This window comes from Salinicoccus jeotgali (assembly GCF_055379195.1).
In genome coordinates this window covers 456,793-474,856 of the sequence record NZ_AP043830.1, presented here as the reverse complement: position 1 = coordinate 474,856, position 18,064 = coordinate 456,793, and the positions used below count along the sequence as shown (strand labels likewise).

The following is an 18,064-nucleotide window of genomic DNA, read 5'->3' as shown; positions in this document are numbered from 1 at the left end:
TCATCAAGTACTGAATCGGAGGTGTTTTTGCATGGGCAAAAACGTATATTCAAGTGAGACCAAGTGGGCAGTGGTCAAAGCGAAAATGGCGGGTGAATTGACTACAAATGAAATTATGGAGAAATACGGCATCAAGAATAAATCTCAAATTTCCACATGGGTCAGATGGTATAAGCAAGGGGAACTTTATCGATTTGATCAACCGATTGGAAAGCAGTATACCTATGGACATGGTCCTGAAGAGCGCTCAGCTGATGAACGAAAAGATCGTCAGATTGAACATTTGAAGATGGAGAACGATATTTTAAAAAAGTATATGGCGATCGAAAAGGAGTTGAAAAAGAAATAGTTCTGACACTTGTTGAAAGAATGCAGACCAAATACACGATTACTGCCATTTTAAGTGCATTGCTTGTGCCGCGTTCAACCTACTACCGATGGCGATCGGAAGCCACTGATTCATCGTTGACCGATGTCGAGCGGACAATCATTGATATATGTGAGTCGACGAAGTATCGATACGGCCATCGCAAGGTGAGAGCGTTGTTGCAGCGAGACTACAATATCAAAAGGAATCGGAACACTGTGCAGCGCATCATGCAGAAATATCATCTACAATGCCGGATTAAGCCGAAAAAGAAATGGCAGTCACAAGGGGAAACCATTATTATCGCACCCGATCGAATCAAGCGTGACTTTCAGGCTGCCGCGCCCAACCAAAAATGGGTCACGGACATTACTTACATCCAATACGGGCGCACTGTGCAGTACCTGTCAACGATTATAGATCTTTACAACAATGAGATTGTCGCAGCCAAATTGTATAATCATCAGCAGACGCCATTAGTGCTGGATACACTGAAAGAAGCTTTGGAGAAACGGGCACATCCTAAAGGCGTGATCATTCATTCGGACCAAGGGAGTGTGTATACATCATATGCCTATCAGTCATATGTAATGGAAAATAATCTGGTGAGCAGCATGTCCAGACGCGGGAACTGTTGGGATAATGCGGTCATCGAATCGTTCCATTCTAACCTGAAGTCTGAAGCGTTTATATACACCAGATTCAATTCACTCAGTAATGTTGAGACGATTTCACGTGTGAATCAATACTTAAAGTACTATAACGAAGAAAGAATACAAGAAAAATTAGGCTACCTTCCTCCAATTCATTTTGGAGGAAGGTAGCCTAATGAAGGTGTTTTATATGTGTCTCATACTGCTAGGTCAGTCTAATTTATCCATCGTTTTTTTTATCTTTTCTTTTTGACTGCCATCGTACACCTTGATAGACAGACAATCTCTTCCACCTCATCAGTGATTTCAATTTCCCATATTTGGGTCGTCCGGCCTTGATGACGGCATTTGGCTTTCGCCGTGAGCGTGCCCGATTGTTTGGTTTTCATATGATTGGCGTTGATCTCCATACCAAACGTGATTTCATCATCCCCGACAAGGGAGGTGGCTCCCATACTCGCTGCGGTTTCTGCAAGGACGACACTGGCGCCGCCGTGCAAGTAGCCGAAAGGTTGGAAGACCTTTTCGGTAACCGGCATCTCCATGACCATCAAACCAGGTTCCTCATGCACTGTTTCTATCGACAAGAGCTCTATCAATCCGCTATTCATGTATTTCCCCCGATTCAAAAAGTTTAACGATGGTACGTATCATGACCCCAGTGGCCCCTTTCGGACCGAACGCGGTCGGTGAATCTGCAGTGCCTGTCCCTGCTATGTCGAAATGGATCCAAGGTGTGCCGTTCGCGAACTGTTTGATGAAGCATGCTGCGAATGAAGCGCGTCCCGGCTTCTCAACATGGTTGGTCAGATCAGCGACAGCTGATGCGCGGACATTGCGCTCTTCCACGTCAGAAATCGGCAATTGCCATACTGCTTCACCGGTCTGTTCCGACACCTCTATCAGAGGTTTTAGGAATTCATTCGATTTATTTGTAAATATCCCCGTCCGTTCAGTACCGAGCGCTGCCACCACCGCGCCTGTCAATGTGGCGAAATCCATAATGATTGATGGAGAATACTGTGAAGCATGGAATACTGCGTCGCCCAGCACGAGCCGGCCTTCTGCATCCGTATTCTTCACTTCAACCGTCTGGCCGCTGTAGGAAGTGTAGACATCATCAGGGCGCATCGCATTGCCATCAACCATATTTTCAGCCAGTGCCACAACGGCAATGACGTGGACCGGAAGCTTCATTTTCGAAATCGCATGGATCATGCCGATGACATTCGCAGCGCCGCTCATATCGTACTTCATTTCAGGCATTCCCGTCTTGGATTTGATCGAGTAGCCTCCAGTATCGAACGTGATACCCTTGCCGACCAATGCAACCGGCTTATGATTTTTCGCCTCAGGATGCGCATATTCGATCGTGACCAGCCTTGGCTTCGCCTCGGAAGCCTTGCCTACGGTCATAATCAGACCATACCCTTCCTCTTCCAGCACCTGCTCATCTTTAATCTCTCCGGTAACATGTTCATGGGTACTGAAGATATCCGCAATCTTCCCTGCCATGTGCTCAGGCGTCATGATGTTTGGCGGCGTCTCACTGAAATTGCGTGCCAATGCTATGCTTTCCCCGACAGTGCTGTAGTACGCCACATCATTTTTGATGTCGCGTGTGCCAGTCAATGAGAAGTGGGCTGTTTCCGCAAAGCCCGGGCCTGAATCGGTCTTATAGGAATAGAACTCATATATGCTCGCTTCTGACATTATTGCAAGCGCTTCTGCCGAATTCTGTCCTTTAACCTCGAACGTGTCCATTAAAATCTGTCCTTCGGCGATATCAGACTGCTTCAGATATTGAAACAGCGTCCCGAACACTTCCAGCATCCCCGTCTCTTCAAAAGCCTCCTGATCGCCCAGGCCGATTGCGACTACTTTTCTGTAGTCCTGCTGAATATGTACACCTGTCGCGGTGATTTTCTTGAACTCTGCGGACAGGATGTCCTTCTCGACCATCTCTTCAAGCTGGCCATTAAGTAAGGTGTCCACTTCTTCAAAATTCAACAGAGTTGCCGGATCCTTCGGCAGGCCGATGATGATCGGCTCATCCGTAGCGATATATTTATCTCGATATTGAAATTTCATTCTATTCCCCCTAGAACATCTGATATCCGGCGTTGCGCAGATAACGTATCGTCATTCCTGCAAGTATGGTCCCGACAAGGCCGCTGCCGAGCATCAGTATATCTGCAATCTGCAGGTTCACGAGGTGTTCCCCAAGCGTACTGAACGCTCCTGCAGTATTCGTAAGATACTCGGCCGTCGATATTCCATCGACGATGAGCAATACAATGATCGGGTAGACCCCCACCATCAACCATGTCATTTTCAGGATCATATTGAGGATGAAACTTATGCCGTAGAACAGCACAAAAAATAACAGCATGGATATGGCTAGCTGTATTATTGACATTTATTTGACCTCCAACTGAAAAAGGCATGGGCATAAAATACCCATGCCTGCACTATCGATTTATCAGAACATTTTGCCTTTCGAATACGCGAGGAGCGGGCCGCCGATTTTGAAGACTGCCCTTGTATCGACTACACGTTTCATGAAGGCTGCTTTCTTACCTTTTATTTCGCGCCCCAGCACAAGGCCGATACCATCGTTCGAACCGAGTGAACATACGGTGCCTTTATCGGAAAACACGAATGGTTCCTTCTTGTCGCCCTTCAATGTCAATTCGATATTTTTCGCAGTATGTTCCCCAAGCTGCATTGCAATCTGGGCGGTGGTTGGGTAAGGACGGGCATTTTCACCCTCACCGTTCATTACAGCTGCAACGTCACCTATGACATAGATGTTATCGTATCCTTTTGCCGTCAAGTCAGGTTCCACTACAAGACGACCGCGTTTTACGCCTTCGAAGGTTTCATCCATGAGCTTACTGCCGCGGACACCTGCAGTCCAAATGACACTGTTCGCTTCAAGCTGCTGTTTTTCGTCATTCACTTCAACTATAAAGCCATCTTCGTTGGCAGCGACGATAGGTGTATTGACCATAAATTTGACGCCGCGGTCTTCAAGGAATTTCATTGCATACTGCACGAGATTTTCCGGGAACATCGGCAGCATTTTTGGTGCCGCTTCAACGCAAGTGATATTGACTTTGTTGTAGTCGACGCCATATTTCTCACACAGTTCCGGCACACTTTCAACAAGCTCGCCCAAGTATTCGATGCCTGTGAATCCAGCACCGCCGACCAATATGGAGAGATCTTTCTGGTCATTGGAACGCTTATAGTTGGCGATGTTTTCTTCTATCTCGCGGTAGGCCTTGACCGCAGTCTGAGGGTTGACGATGGAATGCGCATGGTCTGCCATGCCATCGATGCCGAATGTTTCACTTTCGAAACCAAGTGCGACCACGAGAATATCATAATCGAAATTACCGTGTGTCGTTTCGACGGTCTGTTCATCTTTATTGATGGCAGTCACTTCAGCAGGTACGAAAACCACTTTCTGGGCATCGATCACCTTATTTATAGGATAGACGCCGTCCTGCCACTCCATGGTGCCGGCAGCCGTCTCATGTAGCCAAGTAGATTCATAGTGATATTCATTCTTGTTGATCAGCGTAATGTCGGCATCTTGGAAGGACAGCTTCTTCTGTAAGTTTGAAACCATCTGCAATCCTGCATAGCCTGCACCCAACACAAGAATCTTCTTTCTTTCAAAACTCATTGTAACGTCACCTTTTCTCTCGTTATTTATTCCGATAAACATTGCCACAACTAAAATCGCTAATATTATTCTTATATAATATTAGCGATTTCTTTCACATATTTCAAGTGATTCAGTGCAGATTCTAACAATCTCCCGGTTCGCCCGCAACTTCGTTGGTACGGAAGGAGGAACCGCATCCGCATGACAGTGTGGCATTTGGATTTTCAATGGTGAAGCCGCCACCCATCAACGACTGTTTGAAGTCTATTACCGTCCCGTCGATTACTGGGATATCATATTTGTCCACAAGCACTTTTACGCCATAGAATTCGTACACTTCATCTTTATCAGTCTGCTCGGTTTCCGCGCCCATGCCGTAAGTCAAGCCTGTACACCCGCCACCTTGCACTTTGAATCTGAGGTATCCGTCTTCCATATCGTTCTGCTCGAGCATATCCTTCACTTCGTAGGCTGCGCTTTCGGTCAATGTTATATGAGACATACCGTCACCTCTTTAATTTTTTATTATATTATACTGTTGATTATAAAGCACTGGGGCAATCAACTCAAATCATCAAATTCCTTTTCCAGCTTTTCATTGTTCTTCTCTATGCGTTTATATATCTTCTCGAGCAGCTTATCTGCTGTCATCGCACTGACTATCTCGCCATCAACCAAGACGAAGAATGCCTTACTGCATAAGCCGCAGTTGTTGAGGCATCCGTAGTCGAGCACGTCTATGCCTGGGTCTTCATCGAGTTTTTGGTAGATGTCTTCGGTGCCCTTCAGCATGTTGGATGAGCAGAATTCGACGAGAGTGAACATTATTATCCTTCTTTCCACTATATATTAATTCCATTCATTGTAGTTTACATACTTAACTATTATAATGGATATACTAGAATTTAAAAACAAGGCGGTACTGACTATGAAGAATATCGTTTGTCTTGGGGGTGGCTACGGAAATATGCGCTTCATCCAACGCATAGCTCCTAAGCTCCCTTCCGGCTATACCATCACATTGGTGGATGTGAATCCCTTCCACGGGATGAAGACTGAATACTATGCGCTCGCAGCGGGCACTAAAAGCGAGACCAAAGTCCGGATGGACTTTCCTGACGACAAGAACGTCAAAGTGCTCTTTGATACAATAACCGGCATCGATCTCGAAAACAAGGCTGTGACCCTTGAAAAGGAGACGATCCATTATGACATGCTCGTCATCGGCCTTGGCTGTGAAGATAAATACCATGGGGTGCCGGGGGCTGCTGAACATACATACAGCATCCAAAGCCTCAGGCAGTCCCGTGCCACCTACGAGAAGATCGGCGACTTGGATCCCGGCTCGAAAGTGGGCATCATCGGCGCCGGCCTAAGCGGCATCGAGATAGCAAGCGAACTCCGTGAAGCACGTGAAGATCTTAAAATCCGGCTTTTCGACCGCGGGGACCGGATCTTGCCGATGTACCCTGAACGTCTCAGCGCGTACGTCAAAAGATGGTTTGACGATAATGACGTCGAAGTCATCCCAAACTCCAACATCGTTGAAGTCGCAGCCGATACAGTCTACAACAATGATGACTCCCATGCCCTCGATATGTCGATATGGACTGCTGGGGTTCAGCCTGTTGAAGTCGTCCGCAACCTTCCTGTAGAGTTCGGCCCGGGGGGGCGTGTGGTATTGAACCAATATCACCAGATACCAGGCTTTGAAGATGCGTATGTCGTGGGTGACTCGGCAGCACTCAAGCACGCACCTTCGGCCCAAGTCGCCGAAGGCCAGGCAGAGCAGATTGCCGAAATCATCGAGGCAGTCATTAAGAATAAGCCGTTGCCAGAGGAAATGCCCGACATCAAAATGCAGGGGGTTCTCGGCTCACTCGGTTCAAAAGAAGGCTTTGCCTACCTCAGGGAGAGGACGGTCACCGGACGTATCGCCCGCATGCTGAAAAGCGGTGTGCTGTGGATGTATAAGCTCGGGGTCTAGGCTCATGAACAGCTAAATGAAACAACAGCCCCCGCGAATGCAGGGGCTGTTGTTATTTTAAAAGACTTGTTCTACTTCTACAAATCCTGGAACTTCTTCAAGGAGAGCACGCTCGATGCCTGCCTTGAGTGTGATTGTGGAACTTGGGCATGTGCCGCATGCACCCAGAAGGCGCAATTTGACGATGCCGTCCTCAACATCCACAAGTTCGCAGTCCCCACCATCTCTCAGCAGAAACGGACGCAATTTATCCAGTACTTCATCTACTCGTTCGTACATTGTATCTTGTCCTGTAGTCATTCCATTCACTCCTATTCTTCTTACGCAATTAACTTATATATGTATTATAATGGATTTGGAAAGAAAAATCCATCATCAGAAAGGCGGATGTTATTCAATGAAATATGCTATCAACGTCTATGGCCGCGATGTCATCTGTGCCAGCTGTGTGAACGCACCTGGGTCGAAGGATACCTACGAATGGCTCCAGGCGGTGCTGAACCGCAAATACCCAGATCATGACCTCCACTTCAATTATATAGATATGGATCATGATGAAAATCTTTCGGATTATGATACTGACATCATCGAACGGATAAACGATGATGAGCTGTTCTATCCACTCGTCACAATCAACGATGACATCATCCAGGATGGTCATGTCCAATTGAAGCCGATCCAAAGGGCAATCGAACAGAAATGATGCTAAAACAGGGTGCCGAAGCGGCACCCTGTTTTGTTATATCGCAATATTCAACCCGCGCCTCACCAGTGTCTTTGCAAATATGATCGTTGCCATTCCAACTGCCAAATCTTTTAGTATGAAAGGCAATACCGCCAATTTGAAGGCTTCTACTGCATTTACCGGGGTATCGAGGAATATGTTCATTGCAAAGATAAAATAAAATAATCCACTTAAAAAAATTATCATGATGGCTGCAAATGTGAAACTGAAACTCCTGAGGACGGTAACTTGATGGACGCAGCCAAATCCAGCACACCATGCGGCGGGTATGTAGCCCACTATAAAGCCGAAGGTAGGCGAAAATATGCTCCCGATGCCCCCTCCCCCGGCGAAGACCGGAAGGCCAAAGAGACCCATGAGCATGTAGACGAAGGCGCTCAAAGCCCCCAATTTCGGGCCGAGCAACAACCCTCCGAGCAGGACTAGCGGAACTTGGAAAGTCAGGGGCACAGGTCCCAGCGGGATACGGATCTGGGCACCGATGGCGATGAGTGACGCGAAGACTGCGACATAGACAAGATGTTTTGTAGGCATGATTCCCTCCTGTTCTTTCTGAGTATGATAGCACTTCCAATGAGTCATTGTCACCCTTTAATTTAAATTGGTTGACGATATATGTAAAATAAAAAGCCCGCAGGCTTTTTATTTTACCGGAGTGATCGGTTTTCCGCCATTCAACACTTCCATGATGTTATTGACGCATAGGTTCATCATGTTGTTCCTCGTATCTACTGAAGCGCTGCCGATGTGGGGCAGGAGCGTCATGTTCGGAATGTCTGTAAACGGATGAGCGTCGCTGATCGGCTCATTTTCGAATACGTCTAATGCTGCGCCTTTTATATCACCATTTCGGACAGCCTGTGCCAGGTCTTCCTCCACTACATGCGCGCCCCGGCCGATATTGATGAAATATGCGCTGCGCTTCATCTTATCGAAGGCCGCTTTATCGAAGCGATGCTTTGTTTCTTCGGTGAGCGGTGCTGCACATAGGACGAAATCGGATTCTGCCATAAGTTCTTCGAAGGAGACCAATTCAGCGCCCAATTCGTCGCCTGCTTCCGAACGGCTACGGTTGTGGTATATGATCTTGGTACGGAAACCGCTCAGACGGCGCGCAAAAGCAGCGCCAATCGAGCCCATACCGAATATACCAACCGTTTTGCCGAAAACATCTGTGCCTGCCATATGGTAGGGACTCCATCCTGACCAATCCCCCGCCATCAGCTCACGGTTCGCCTCCAGCACGCGGCGTGCTGATGTCAACATCAATGTGAAGGCAAGCTCTGCTGTCGTCTCTGTCAATACATCAGGCGTATTGGTAATGATTACACCATGGGACTTTGCAGCTTCGAGATCGATATTGTCATAGCCGACCGCCAAGTTTGCGACGACTTTCAAATTCTGGGCGCCACCAAGCATTTCTTCATCGACTTTATCGCTCAGCATGGTCATGACACCGTGAGCGTCCTTCGTCTCCTTCAAAAATTTCTGCCGCGGCATTGGTGTGTTGTCCTCATCCCACACCACCACTTCAAAATCCTTTTTCAGCTTGTCGACCATAGCCGGATTGATCCTTCTTGTAATGACGATCTTCTTCATCTATTCAACACTCCATTCCTTGAGATTTTCAATCATGAAGGACGGCTGCAGAGACTGTTGCCTGACCTGTTCGCTCGAGGTCACCCCTGTGTCCACGTGAAGGGTGTCCACACCACCTTCAAGTCCTGTCTTGATGTCTGTATCATAATTGTCCCCAACGAGCAGCACGCGCTCTTTTGGAAGCCCCAGTGCTTTTATCGCCGCTTCCAGTATAATTCCTGATGGTTTACCCACAGTGACTGGCTCGACATCCGTAGCGCTGCTGAGTACCGCTGCCAAAGCGCCATTCCCAGGTACAAGTCCTCTCTCTGTTGGAAATTTGCGGTCCGGATTTGTGGATATGAATGTTGCGCCTGCAGCAATCAACAAGGCAGCTTCCGATAATTTTCCGTAGTTGATTTCTATGTCTAGACCCATGACGACATAATCGGCATGCTCATCTGCAGATTGGATGATTTTGAATCCGGCTGATTCCAGTGAATGTTTAAGGCTATCTGAGCCAACAACATAGACCGCAGCCCCCGAGTGGGCCGCGCTCAAATAATCGACAGTCGCCATGGTTGAAGTGTATAGCGTCCGGGGATGAATATCAAAACCCATGTCTATCAGCTTCTGGGCAGCCTCCTCTTGTGTCTTCGTCGCATTATTGGTCAAAAATACATAAGGGATTGAGGCTTTGTTAAGCCTGTCTATAAAATCGATTGCCCCTTCTATGACCGTTCCACCGTTATACATGGTGCCATCCAGGTCAATAAGGTAGCCTTCATACATCATTGTCATCCCCCTTGAATGCTGTGACAGCCTGCCCTTCGTTCTCAAAGAAGTTCAGGACATTCTGTTTAAAATCACTGTACGCGGATAGGTCGCTTTCGAAATCCCGTTTCATCTGGTCATGATCGAGCCGCGTATAATTGCGTGTCAGCTCGCTTCGCCATTTGAACGTAGCACGGAAACGTTCGTTATCTTCTTTCGGGATCACACCTTCGTTTTCCATTATATCCATGACATCCTGGTAACTGCCGGGATCCCTCAATATAAAAGCATCAATGATCATATTACCGACATCGACCGTCGCTTCGATCAGCATATGGCAAGTGCGTTCCAACGCCAGTCCTTCCACTTTTTCGAATGTCTCAGTCAATCCCTCTACGTACAGGAGACGTTCGTTCAGTATATCCTTATCTACAAAATACATGTTCCAAGCCACTTCCAATCACGATAATTTTGTAACACTCTTATTAATATGATAGCATAATCCCAATAACTTTAACTGGAGGACACCCCTTTGATCGACTTCTTTCTTTATGATGATGTAGAAGATACCCAGACGCGATATGTCAGTTTCGTTGGTGAACATGGCCGTTATGATCTGGCCATTATCCAGACAGGACGCTATTTCGGCAAAAGTCTAGTACTGAATACCCAAAGCAGCCGGTTTGGAATAATCGGCAGCGACGACCTCGAGGAACCAGGATATATCGCCTACATCCTCGACTACGATGATGATCAGGCGGCTGAGGTCGAGTCTTTCCTGTCGGAAGTCATCGTGTAAATGGATGCATTGCCTAAGAAAGCCTGCTTATCCCATAAGGGAAGCAGGCTTTCTTGTTGTCTTTCTCATTCCTCAGGCGTCAAGTGGCCTGCCAATGTCTTTTTATCCGAGTCATTTTTTTGGGAGTTTGCGGCTTCAACATTATTTCCCGGTTACCTTTCCTCCGACTCCTCCGTCTGTTCCTTCAGCTCGGACTTCGGTACTTTGCGGAGTACGAAGTAGGCGCAGCCGAAATTGCAGTATTCATTGATGTAGTCTTCAATGGCACTGAATTTCTTATCAGGCTCAACCTTCTTTTTACTGTCCCGATAAAAGCCGGTCAACCTCAACTTCTCATAACCGATATCTCCTACAATGTAGTCATACTTGTTAAGGACCTCACTGTATTTCCCTTCAAATTGAGCTTCATCGAATGCTTCTCGGTAATCTTCTATAAGTTCAAAATGCATATGATCGATTGTAATCATCTGATTCACCCTTCAATACTTCGTCAATTTCGGCCTACCTTGCCCGCCCCGGCCTGAAAACCCTTGTAAATTTTGCCATCGCCACTCCTTTGAACTTTTCAGAATGAGTGGGATAGTACTTATAATTTAAGCATTAAATTCATATTATCATATTCAGAGGGACTTCATGCGGTGGTTTAGGATATTTCACTGGATTGACGAAATCCCCGCCTCAGACTGAGGACGGGGATTCCTACTCACTAGGCTTCAGAGCCTCTTTCTTCTATTGGTGAATTAACCATTTTCGATATGGCGACGACCAATATCAATAATACTGCAATAACTCCGAGTGATAGCAGTAGACTGGATGTGAATCCGAGCACCAAGTAACCCACTGTTGCAATCAATGCAGAACCGATGGCATATGGCAGCTGAGTAATCACATGAACGATGTGGTTGCATCCGGCACCGGTCGAGGACAGTATGGTCGAGTCGGAGATCGGGGAACAGTGGTCTCCGAACACAGCACCCGCCAGTACAGCTGCGATGCTCGGCAACAACAACTCTGTTTCATTCAGGGAGATCATGATCTCGCCGGTAATCGGAATCAGTATTCCAAAAGAACCCCAGCTTGTGCCAGTGGCCAGTGCCATCAGACATGCCACTATAAAGACTACTGCCAAGAGTACGCTGGTGGGCATATTGGAGCTCTCAACCATTCCACCAAGCAATTCCCCTGTGCCGATCTGACCGATCAGATCCCCTATCATCCAAGCCAGTGTGAGGACTAGAATAGCGGGGAACATTGCCATGAAACCTGTTTTGATGCCCAACCAAATTTCAGTTTTACCGAAATGTTCATCTTTTCTTGTGTATCTGAAATAATAGAACAGGCTAAGTACAAGACCGACGATCCCTCCAAGGACGAGGGAGTGTGTCACCATAGTGTTCTCGAATATGCTGAAGACATCAAATGACCCGCCTGCAATCACCCCTGTTATGAACATGAATAAGATGACTGTCGCAGCAAGACCCAATATCGGTACGATGAGTGCCTTGGCCGACCCTTTCTCATAGACCGGAAGATCTTCATCCGTCTCACCCGGCACCTCACGTGTACTGCCGAACAGTTCTCCATCCTGTATCGCGCGGGTTTCATGCTTCCTCATTGCACCAATATCGAACTTCACGAAGATGACGATGAACATCATCGCAATTGCCGTGATGACGTAGAAATTCATCGGGATCATATAGATGAACGCTTCAAATGGCGTAACACTGACCATCCCGGCAGCAGCTATCAGGGGCGCCACAAGTCCCATTATACCTGCCCCCCAACTGGAGATCGGTGACACAACAGAAACGGGAGAGGCCGTCGTGTCGATGAAATAGGCCAATTTCGCGCGTGAAACCTGATATTTATCAGTCAGTGGCTTAGCCACCTGACCTACGATCAATGCACTGAAATAATCATCGATGAAAACGATGATTCCAAGTAGCGCTGTAGCAAATGTCGCGCCTCTTCTGGATTTCACTTTCGTCAATGCCCAAGCCGTGAAGGCTTTCGCACCACCGGACATGTTCATGAAGGCAGTCATGATACCAAGGAGGCTTAAGAATATAAGTATGAAAGCGTTCCACGTATTAATGCTGCCCCCATCTATGAAAATAAGCAGAAAAGCGTCCCATATGACACCTAAAGTCCCAGTCACCTCAGCACCTGCCACGACAAGCGCTGATGTTATGATCCCTATCCCCAGACTGATGCCCACCTTACGCGTCAACAAGACCAGCAGTAATGTAAGTAACGGGGGAATCAGTGATATGTACTCCCAATTCAATATGCTCTGCATATTTTTAACCTCCAATAAAAAATGTGAATGTGATTTTACGATGATAAAGAAAAAGACGCCACAGCAGCATTACAGAATCAGCCACTGTGACGTCCATCACAATTACGTAGCGCATCATCGTAATGATAGTACCCGGCCTATTGAACCGGATCCCAGAATACCCCCCTACCAGGCGGTTTCTTCGGCAACTTCCCCTTTCCCGGAACATCAAAGCATGTCTGCTCCTTTCCGGTACTATTGGTCGTTGCAACCTCTACTTTCGATTATTAAGTTAATACATGACATTATAGCACATATACGTCATATTACAACTACAGTTTATCGGCATACATCTTTACGATGTCCCTCAGGAATTCAGGCATCTTATAGACTTTCTTCGAATAGCGGAATTGGGGGAATATCCTGCCGAACGTATACATATCCAATGTTCCGAGCTTATAGGTCTTACGGTCCTGTATCACTTCACCGTTGATGTAGTATTCCCGCTCAGATTGTATATATCCAATGTTGTCCATGACGAAGCAGCCGAATATATCCCCTCTGAAGCCAAGCCCCCGCACTATTTCATCCTTGAATTCATTTTGGGCAGCCTGATTGAACACTTCCTTCAGCTCACGTCCAGTCAACTCGATCTGTACTGCATTGATGGCATGAGGCAACACTTTATGCAGGTCATATTCGGTCAGGTCTCCACCGGCAAACGGCTTTGCGATCAACCCTGTATGCAGAAGGCCGACATCACTATCTGTAAATATTCGCACCATTTCCGCAAGTCTGGAGATGAACCTTCCTGTCGAATAGAGCCGCCTTTCTATAGGCGCCACATCATGTTTGACGACTGTCGACAACAGTTGGCGTCCCCTGTCATAATACTTATCTTCCGTTCCCGTCAGATAGTCAGTGTTATACAGACGTGCACGCTTATCCACCAATTTGCCCGCTTCAAAATCGAGCGTAACTTCCCCGACGTAATCACCGAACCGTCCGGCAGCTGCGAGCAGCGTATCGCCAACCCATTCCCCTTCTTCCAGGTGGTGGTGAGTATGGGAACTTAATATCACATCGATTTCAGGGAACATCATAGCAAGGGATTCATCATCGTAACGGCCCAGGTGGCTCATCATGATGATGCAGTCGACTTCAGTATTGATTTCCCGGATTGCGTGGAGGATCCAGTCGAATGCTTCGGACACTTCCCATCCGAGCGCCTTATAGAAGGGCGTGAATTCAACGGTAGCCGCAATGAAACCGAATTTTATACCTTTGATTTCCTTGATGACGTAAGGTTTGAAATAAGGTTGGGCACTGCCAACTTCCCGCAAATTCGCACAGATGACATCGAAGGCGGCATCATCATAGAGCGACTTAAGCTCCTCTTTCTGCAAAGTGATGCCTTCGTTGTTGCCGATCGTCGCCACCTCGCACCCCGCTTCATTCAGCAGCTCGACGTTCCCTTTGCCGAGTGTCGCTTCAGTATATGGATGGGCCCGATCGGTATGGTCCCCAAGATCGACGTAGACCATGTGATCTTTATATTGTTGTTTTTTGTTGATCAGAAAGTCACTGATCTTTTTATAGTTATATAAGTTGCTGTGTATATCGTTAGTATGGAAAAGTTTCAATTCCATTGAATCACCTCTATAGGATGGTCTTTAGGATCATGTAGATACCAAGCAATAAAAGGACTGTACGCAGGACGACGACCAGCGAGTCCGAGTTGAAATGACGATTCGCCATCACCCCGATTTTGGCACCGATGAAGGCAGCAGGCACGATTAAGGCAGCATACCAGACATCGACGTTCCCCTGCAGTATATGACCGAATGCAGCCGCACTTCCAGAGAAGAACACCATCATCATGCTGGTCCCGATTGCGATTGTTGCCGGCATACGGAAAACGAGCAGCATCAACGGCGTCATAAGGGCACCTCCACCGATACCGAAAAGGCCGGTGAAGAATCCTACTATGAAGGTTGAAATGATTGCGATATAAGCCGGAAAGCCATAATGGTGCACATCCCCCATATTATCCACATGAGGTTCCATGTAACGCTCATCCTGGAAAATTGAAATTGGCTTGATACGATCCCTGACGATAAGCAAGGTGCTTAAGAAGATGAGGAAGATGCCAAAGTATAAGTTGAAGCTGTCCACTGTAAAGAAACGGCTCGCATAGGACCCGATGAAGGCCCCTGGCATAATGCCGATCAGGAACAAGCCACCGTTTTTCTTATCCACCTGATTACTGCGTCCATAGGAGATCATTGCCGACAAGCCGATGACGATCAATATGATGCTCGAAGTACCAACGGCACTCTGTGGTGTTATCCGATCAAGGATACCCATATTGATGCCAAAGAAAATGAGCAGCGGCACTATGATGACGCCGCCACCGATGCCTACTAGTGCGCCGAGGGCAGAGGCCATCAGACCAATCATTATAAGGATGATATATTCCATAAGCATCACTCCTTCAAGGACCCGAAGGGGAACCTTGGTCATTATCATGGCATGCTTGCTTCAAATCAACTAGAACAGTCTCAGCTGCTTGGGTGAGAGTCCCTCATAGCGTATTCCCATCAGTGCCATGAACTGTTGGGCGTTTCCGGCAGCGTGCCCTCCGGAGTTGTTGTTGAAAATGATATGGATATCCCTCGTCTTGTGGCGCAGTATATCTACCTGCCTTTTCAGCCACTCCAGTTCTGCACCGTTATAATCATATAGGTAGCGTACATTCCGCCATTCTTCACTCGAACGGTCCTTCTGGGTCCACCCATGTACATTACGGCCATGTAGGCGGATGAAAGCTGTCTCATCCGTCACCCGGTTGACGAAGGGTATGCTGCCGATACCTGCCTGTGGTTCATCACAGATTGTATGGATGGCTTTATTGGCATGCAGGAATGCCAATGTATCCTCCTTGAATTGTTCCGTAAACCAGGATTGGTGCCTGAATTCGACAGCAGTTTTATAAGGGGCCAATTGTTCTTTGGCATACTTGACGTATTTAATGTTTCTGCTGGTGCAGTCAAACCATGGTGGGAACTGCAGGAGGACAAAACTGAGCTTGCCAGCCTGCTCCATTGGCCTTAACATGTCACGAAAGGCTGCGAATACATCCTTTATGGAATCATAGTGATCCCGGTAGTCACTGTGTCCCGTCATATACTGATGTGCTTTGACTATGAATTTGAAGCGTTCCGGGGTTTCATTGCACCACTTCTCAATTGTCGTATGACGTTGAATGGCATAATATGTAGCATCAAGTTCAACAATAGGAAAATGGGAGGCATAAGCCGTTAATTTATCTTTTTTATTTGTCAGGTCGGCATATAGGCTATGATGGTCGCCCCACCCTGTCAAACCGATATAGATCATAAAAATCACCTTACCTCATTATACCATATCCCCTACGCATAATTATATTAGGCGCAAGGTGAAAAAATCCAATACTGACATTTATAATCACAGCAAATCATGTTATTATTTATTTATAATAATTATAAATAACAACAGTGCTTCACTAAGTTGGCGAAGTCCAGTATCATAAAGTGAACTGAGAAACTAAATTTTGGGTGGCAGACAAACGGAATGGAACGCTGTCATATCTCTCCCGCTATGCGGTCCAATCGTTTCTTCATGATAATGATTACGGTTCATCATTCTATAATACAAGGAGTACAATCCAATGAGCATAATAGAATTCAGCAATGTCAGCTATAAGGACATTCTGCATGACATCACCGGCCACTTCAAAGAAGGACGCATCACTACTTTCGTCGGCCCGAGCGGCGCCGGCAAAACGACGTGCCTGAAACATATAAACGGATTGTTGTCCCCGGACTCAGGCGAGATATTCTTCAGAGGGGAAAACATCCGTAACATGGATATGATAGAACTCAGGAAGAAGATAGGGATGGCTTTTCAGAGCGCACCGATGATTGGTGGCACAGTGTATGATAACATCAACCTCCCTAAAGCAATATTCAATGAATCACTGGACAAAGCACACGCTACTGAACTCCTTGATGGTGTGGACCTCGGCGATATTCCGCTGGATCAGGACATCCGCTCCTTATCAGGCGGGGAGAAAAGCCGCATTTCGATTGCCCGTACATTGGTCAACCAGCCGGAAGTACTGCTTCTCGATGAAATCACTTCAAGTCTCGACTACCGCATGGTGAAAGAGGTTGAGCGGATGATCGTCAAGCTCCAGCGAAAACATGATGTGACCGTCATATGGATCACTCACGACCTGGACCAGGCAAGGCGTGTCAGCGACGATATGTGGTTCCTCCGTAAAGGTGAGCTCATCGAATTTGGCGATGCTTCATTCATCGACGAATCCAGCAATCCGCTGGTACAAAAATTTGTGGAAGGGGAGGAACTATGACATTCGCCCAACTTTCTCTGTCCTTAGTCTTTATCGCAATTCCCCTAGCTCTTACGCTTTTTCTTAAACTCGGGTTGCAGAGGGACATCATCATCGCCACCGTCCGCTCGATCATCCAACTGCTGATCATCGGCTATATACTGACTTTCGTGTTTGAAAGCGGCAGTGTCATATTCATCATTCTGATGATCATGCTCATGATTGCAGCCGCAACCCAGAACGTCATCAAAAAAGGAGAAGGGATACCAGGCATCACCTTGATGATCGTCATCACACTCGTCGTGGTCGAACTGGTGACGATGGGAATCATGCTCGGCTTCGGCATCATCCCCTTCACTCCGGAAGAAGTCATTCCGATCAGCGGAATGGTCATCGGCAACTGTATGGTGCTGTCCCTACTGTTCCTGAACAAGTTTAAAGATGAGGTCGAGCGTAGCGATGAAACGATCGAACTCATCCTTTCAATGGGCGGGAAACCTAAGACAGCTATAGATAAAAGTTTGAAATCCGCCATCCAGACAAGCATGATCCCCACCATCGAAGCCCAGAAGACCATGGGTCTCGTCCAATTGCCTGGCATGATGAGTGGGCTCATAATCGGTGGGGCCGATCCGATAGAAGCGGTCATGTATCAGTTGCTGGTCCTGTTCCTGATACTGACTACAGCTTCCCTGTCTTCCGTCATGGTAGGCTATATGTCCTATCCGAAGCTATTCAACCAGAAGATGCAGTTCATAGGTCTCACATACAACTCAAAATAAATGTAAAAGGGCACACCCGCCGGGTGTGCCCT

At 47.1% G+C, this 18,064-nt stretch carries 23 protein-coding genes and 1 riboswitch; of the genes, 7 read left to right on the top strand and 16 right to left on the bottom strand.

Annotated features, from left to right (window positions below; all coding sequences use genetic code 11):
• Positions 1 to 31: 31 nt before the first annotated feature.
• Both ACZ43I_RS02440 and ACZ43I_RS02435 read left to right on the top strand, forming a co-directional pair.
• Entirely contained in the window at positions 32 to 349 is a 318-nt protein-coding gene (locus ACZ43I_RS02440; protein WP_344703118.1) for a helix-turn-helix domain-containing protein, read from the top strand.
• Positions 346 to 1,191, top strand: a complete 846-nt coding sequence (locus ACZ43I_RS02435) for an IS3 family transposase (protein WP_461047626.1) — start codon at positions 346 to 348, stop codon at positions 1,189 to 1,191. The genes ACZ43I_RS02440 and ACZ43I_RS02435 overlap by 4 nt, the downstream gene beginning before the upstream one ends.
• Positions 1,192 to 1,256: 65 nt before the next feature.
• Here the strand turns inward: ACZ43I_RS02435 and ACZ43I_RS02430 are convergent, their stop codons facing one another.
• The 6 genes from ACZ43I_RS02430 to ACZ43I_RS02405 form a co-directional block, all read right to left on the bottom strand.
• Complete coding sequence (locus ACZ43I_RS02430) at positions 1,257 to 1,631, bottom strand: hotdog fold thioesterase (RefSeq protein ID WP_344703367.1); 375 nt, start codon at positions 1,629 to 1,631, stop codon at positions 1,257 to 1,259.
• Complete coding sequence (locus ACZ43I_RS02425; RefSeq protein ID WP_344703369.1) at positions 1,624 to 3,111, bottom strand: leucyl aminopeptidase; 1,488 nt, start codon at positions 3,109 to 3,111, stop codon at positions 1,624 to 1,626. Before ACZ43I_RS02425 ends, ACZ43I_RS02430 begins: the two co-directional genes overlap by 8 nt.
• 10 nt (positions 3,112 to 3,121) lie before the next feature.
• Complete coding sequence (locus tag ACZ43I_RS02420) at positions 3,122 to 3,439, bottom strand: YuiB family protein (protein ID WP_344703371.1); 318 nt, start codon at positions 3,437 to 3,439, stop codon at positions 3,122 to 3,124.
• Positions 3,440 to 3,502: 63 nt separating this feature from the next.
• The gene (locus tag ACZ43I_RS02415) at positions 3,503 to 4,714 is read right to left on the bottom strand and encodes an NAD(P)/FAD-dependent oxidoreductase (protein ID WP_344703373.1); all 1,212 of its coding nucleotides are present in this window, start codon (positions 4,712 to 4,714) and stop codon (positions 3,503 to 3,505) included.
• A gap of 124 nt (positions 4,715 to 4,838) precedes the next feature.
• Entirely contained in the window at positions 4,839 to 5,198 is a 360-nt protein-coding gene (locus ACZ43I_RS02410) for a HesB/IscA family protein (protein WP_344703375.1), read from the bottom strand.
• A gap of 59 nt (positions 5,199 to 5,257) precedes the next feature.
• Complete coding sequence (locus tag ACZ43I_RS02405; RefSeq protein WP_344703377.1) at positions 5,258 to 5,521, bottom strand: DUF1450 domain-containing protein; 264 nt, start codon at positions 5,519 to 5,521, stop codon at positions 5,258 to 5,260.
• A 103-nt stretch (positions 5,522 to 5,624) separates the two neighbouring features.
• Here ACZ43I_RS02405 and ACZ43I_RS02400 point away from each other — a divergent pair, with 103 nt between their 5' ends.
• Entirely contained in the window at positions 5,625 to 6,683 is a 1,059-nt protein-coding gene (locus tag ACZ43I_RS02400; RefSeq protein WP_344703379.1) for an NAD(P)/FAD-dependent oxidoreductase, read from the top strand.
• 57 nt (positions 6,684 to 6,740) lie between these two features.
• Here the strand turns inward: ACZ43I_RS02400 and ACZ43I_RS02395 are convergent, their stop codons facing one another.
• Positions 6,741 to 6,983 carry a NifU family protein gene (locus ACZ43I_RS02395; protein ID WP_344703381.1) on the bottom strand — a complete coding sequence of 81 codons (243 nt, stop codon included), beginning with the start codon at positions 6,981 to 6,983 and terminating at the stop codon, positions 6,741 to 6,743.
• Positions 6,984 to 7,080: 97 nt separating this feature from the next.
• On the opposite strand from ACZ43I_RS02395, the gene ACZ43I_RS02390 reads away from it, so the two are divergent.
• Complete coding sequence (locus ACZ43I_RS02390; protein ID WP_344703383.1) at positions 7,081 to 7,386, top strand: YuzD family protein; 306 nt, start codon at positions 7,081 to 7,083, stop codon at positions 7,384 to 7,386.
• A gap of 36 nt (positions 7,387 to 7,422) precedes the next feature.
• On the opposite strand, the gene ACZ43I_RS02385 is transcribed toward ACZ43I_RS02390, so the two are convergent.
• From ACZ43I_RS02385 to ACZ43I_RS02370, 4 genes are all read right to left on the bottom strand, one after another.
• Positions 7,423 to 7,962, bottom strand: coding sequence for a biotin transporter BioY (locus tag ACZ43I_RS02385; protein ID WP_344703385.1), 540 nt, complete (start codon positions 7,960 to 7,962; stop codon positions 7,423 to 7,425).
• A gap of 108 nt (positions 7,963 to 8,070) precedes the next feature.
• Positions 8,071 to 9,027: a 2-hydroxyacid dehydrogenase gene (locus ACZ43I_RS02380; protein ID WP_344703387.1), complete on the bottom strand. Its 957-nt coding sequence runs from the start codon at positions 9,025 to 9,027 to the stop codon at positions 8,071 to 8,073.
• Positions 9,028 to 9,801: a TIGR01457 family HAD-type hydrolase gene (locus ACZ43I_RS02375; protein ID WP_344703389.1), complete on the bottom strand. Its 774-nt coding sequence runs from the start codon at positions 9,799 to 9,801 to the stop codon at positions 9,028 to 9,030.
• On the bottom strand, positions 9,791 to 10,222 hold the full coding sequence (locus tag ACZ43I_RS02370; RefSeq protein WP_344703391.1) for a DUF86 domain-containing protein: 432 nt from the start codon (positions 10,220 to 10,222) through the stop codon (positions 9,791 to 9,793). The genes ACZ43I_RS02375 and ACZ43I_RS02370 overlap by 11 nt, the downstream gene beginning before the upstream one ends.
• 90 nt (positions 10,223 to 10,312) lie before the next feature.
• Between ACZ43I_RS02370 and ACZ43I_RS02365 the strand changes: the two genes are divergently transcribed.
• Positions 10,313 to 10,579, top strand: a complete 267-nt coding sequence (locus tag ACZ43I_RS02365) for a DUF3055 domain-containing protein (RefSeq protein ID WP_344703393.1) — start codon at positions 10,313 to 10,315, stop codon at positions 10,577 to 10,579.
• Between the two features lie 152 nt (positions 10,580 to 10,731).
• Here ACZ43I_RS02365 and ACZ43I_RS02360 read toward each other — a convergent pair whose 3' ends face one another.
• The 5 genes from ACZ43I_RS02360 to ACZ43I_RS02340 form a co-directional block, all read right to left on the bottom strand.
• Positions 10,732 to 11,046: a YutD family protein gene (locus ACZ43I_RS02360; RefSeq protein WP_344703394.1), complete on the bottom strand. Its 315-nt coding sequence runs from the start codon at positions 11,044 to 11,046 to the stop codon at positions 10,732 to 10,734.
• A gap of 239 nt (positions 11,047 to 11,285) precedes the next feature.
• Entirely contained in the window at positions 11,286 to 12,878 is a 1,593-nt protein-coding gene (locus ACZ43I_RS02355; RefSeq protein ID WP_344703396.1) for a Na+/H+ antiporter NhaC family protein, read from the bottom strand.
• A 99-nt stretch (positions 12,879 to 12,977) separates the two neighbouring features.
• Positions 12,978 to 13,142, bottom strand: a riboswitch (Lysine riboswitch).
• A 47-nt stretch (positions 13,143 to 13,189) separates the two neighbouring features.
• Positions 13,190 to 14,506 carry a bifunctional metallophosphatase/5'-nucleotidase gene (locus ACZ43I_RS02350; protein WP_344703398.1) on the bottom strand — a complete coding sequence of 439 codons (1,317 nt, stop codon included), beginning with the start codon at positions 14,504 to 14,506 and terminating at the stop codon, positions 13,190 to 13,192.
• Between the two features lie 10 nt (positions 14,507 to 14,516).
• Entirely contained in the window at positions 14,517 to 15,338 is an 822-nt protein-coding gene (locus tag ACZ43I_RS02345; RefSeq protein ID WP_344703400.1) for a sulfite exporter TauE/SafE family protein, read from the bottom strand.
• A 69-nt stretch (positions 15,339 to 15,407) separates the two neighbouring features.
• Positions 15,408 to 16,256: a DUF72 domain-containing protein gene (locus tag ACZ43I_RS02340; RefSeq protein ID WP_344703402.1), complete on the bottom strand. Its 849-nt coding sequence runs from the start codon at positions 16,254 to 16,256 to the stop codon at positions 15,408 to 15,410.
• 310 nt (positions 16,257 to 16,566) lie between these two features.
• Between ACZ43I_RS02340 and ACZ43I_RS02335 the strand changes: the two genes are divergently transcribed.
• Positions 16,567 to 17,271 (top strand): ABC transporter ATP-binding protein, encoded by a 705-nt coding sequence (locus ACZ43I_RS02335; RefSeq protein ID WP_344703404.1) that lies wholly within the window; start codon positions 16,567 to 16,569, stop codon positions 17,269 to 17,271.
• The gene (locus tag ACZ43I_RS02330; protein ID WP_344703406.1) at positions 17,268 to 18,032 is read left to right on the top strand and encodes an ABC transporter permease; all 765 of its coding nucleotides are present in this window, start codon (positions 17,268 to 17,270) and stop codon (positions 18,030 to 18,032) included. Before ACZ43I_RS02335 ends, ACZ43I_RS02330 begins: the two co-directional genes overlap by 4 nt.
• The last annotated feature ends 32 nt before the right edge of the window (positions 18,033 to 18,064 follow it).

Coding starts and splice junctions, on each gene's coding strand:
- ACZ43I_RS02440 (WP_344703118.1), top strand. CDS start 32: ATGGGCAAAAACGTATATTCAAGTGAGACCAAGTGGGCAGTGGTCAAA.
- ACZ43I_RS02430 (WP_344703367.1), bottom strand. CDS start 1,631: ATGAATAGCGGATTGATAGAGCTCTTGTCGATAGAAACAGTGCATGAG.
- ACZ43I_RS02425 (WP_344703369.1), bottom strand. CDS start 3,111: ATGAAATTTCAATATCGAGATAAATATATCGCTACGGATGAGCCGATC.
- ACZ43I_RS02420 (WP_344703371.1), bottom strand. CDS start 3,439: ATGTCAATAATACAGCTAGCCATATCCATGCTGTTATTTTTTGTGCTG.
- ACZ43I_RS02415 (WP_344703373.1), bottom strand. CDS start 4,714: ATGAGTTTTGAAAGAAAGAAGATTCTTGTGTTGGGTGCAGGCTATGCA.
- ACZ43I_RS02410 (WP_344703375.1), bottom strand. CDS start 5,198: ATGTCTCATATAACATTGACCGAAAGCGCAGCCTACGAAGTGAAGGAT.
- ACZ43I_RS02405 (WP_344703377.1), bottom strand. CDS start 5,521: ATGTTCACTCTCGTCGAATTCTGCTCATCCAACATGCTGAAGGGCACC.
- ACZ43I_RS02400 (WP_344703379.1), top strand. CDS start 5,625: ATGAAGAATATCGTTTGTCTTGGGGGTGGCTACGGAAATATGCGCTTC.
- ACZ43I_RS02395 (WP_344703381.1), bottom strand. CDS start 6,983: ATGACTACAGGACAAGATACAATGTACGAACGAGTAGATGAAGTACTG.
- ACZ43I_RS02390 (WP_344703383.1), top strand. CDS start 7,081: ATGAAATATGCTATCAACGTCTATGGCCGCGATGTCATCTGTGCCAGC.
- ACZ43I_RS02385 (WP_344703385.1), bottom strand. CDS start 7,962: ATGCCTACAAAACATCTTGTCTATGTCGCAGTCTTCGCGTCACTCATC.
- ACZ43I_RS02380 (WP_344703387.1), bottom strand. CDS start 9,027: ATGAAGAAGATCGTCATTACAAGAAGGATCAATCCGGCTATGGTCGAC.
- ACZ43I_RS02375 (WP_344703389.1), bottom strand. CDS start 9,801: ATGATGTATGAAGGCTACCTTATTGACCTGGATGGCACCATGTATAAC.
- ACZ43I_RS02370 (WP_344703391.1), bottom strand. CDS start 10,222: ATGTATTTTGTAGATAAGGATATACTGAACGAACGTCTCCTGTACGTA.
- ACZ43I_RS02360 (WP_344703394.1), bottom strand. CDS start 11,046: ATGATTACAATCGATCATATGCATTTTGAACTTATAGAAGATTACCGA.
- ACZ43I_RS02355 (WP_344703396.1), bottom strand. CDS start 12,878: ATGCAGAGCATATTGAATTGGGAGTACATATCACTGATTCCCCCGTTA.
- ACZ43I_RS02350 (WP_344703398.1), bottom strand. CDS start 14,506: ATGGAATTGAAACTTTTCCATACTAACGATATACACAGCAACTTATAT.
- ACZ43I_RS02345 (WP_344703400.1), bottom strand. CDS start 15,338: ATGGAATATATCATCCTTATAATGATTGGTCTGATGGCCTCTGCCCTC.
- ACZ43I_RS02340 (WP_344703402.1), bottom strand. CDS start 16,256: ATGATCTATATCGGTTTGACAGGGTGGGGCGACCATCATAGCCTATAT.
- ACZ43I_RS02335 (WP_344703404.1), top strand. CDS start 16,567: ATGAGCATAATAGAATTCAGCAATGTCAGCTATAAGGACATTCTGCAT.
- ACZ43I_RS02330 (WP_344703406.1), top strand. CDS start 17,268: ATGACATTCGCCCAACTTTCTCTGTCCTTAGTCTTTATCGCAATTCCC.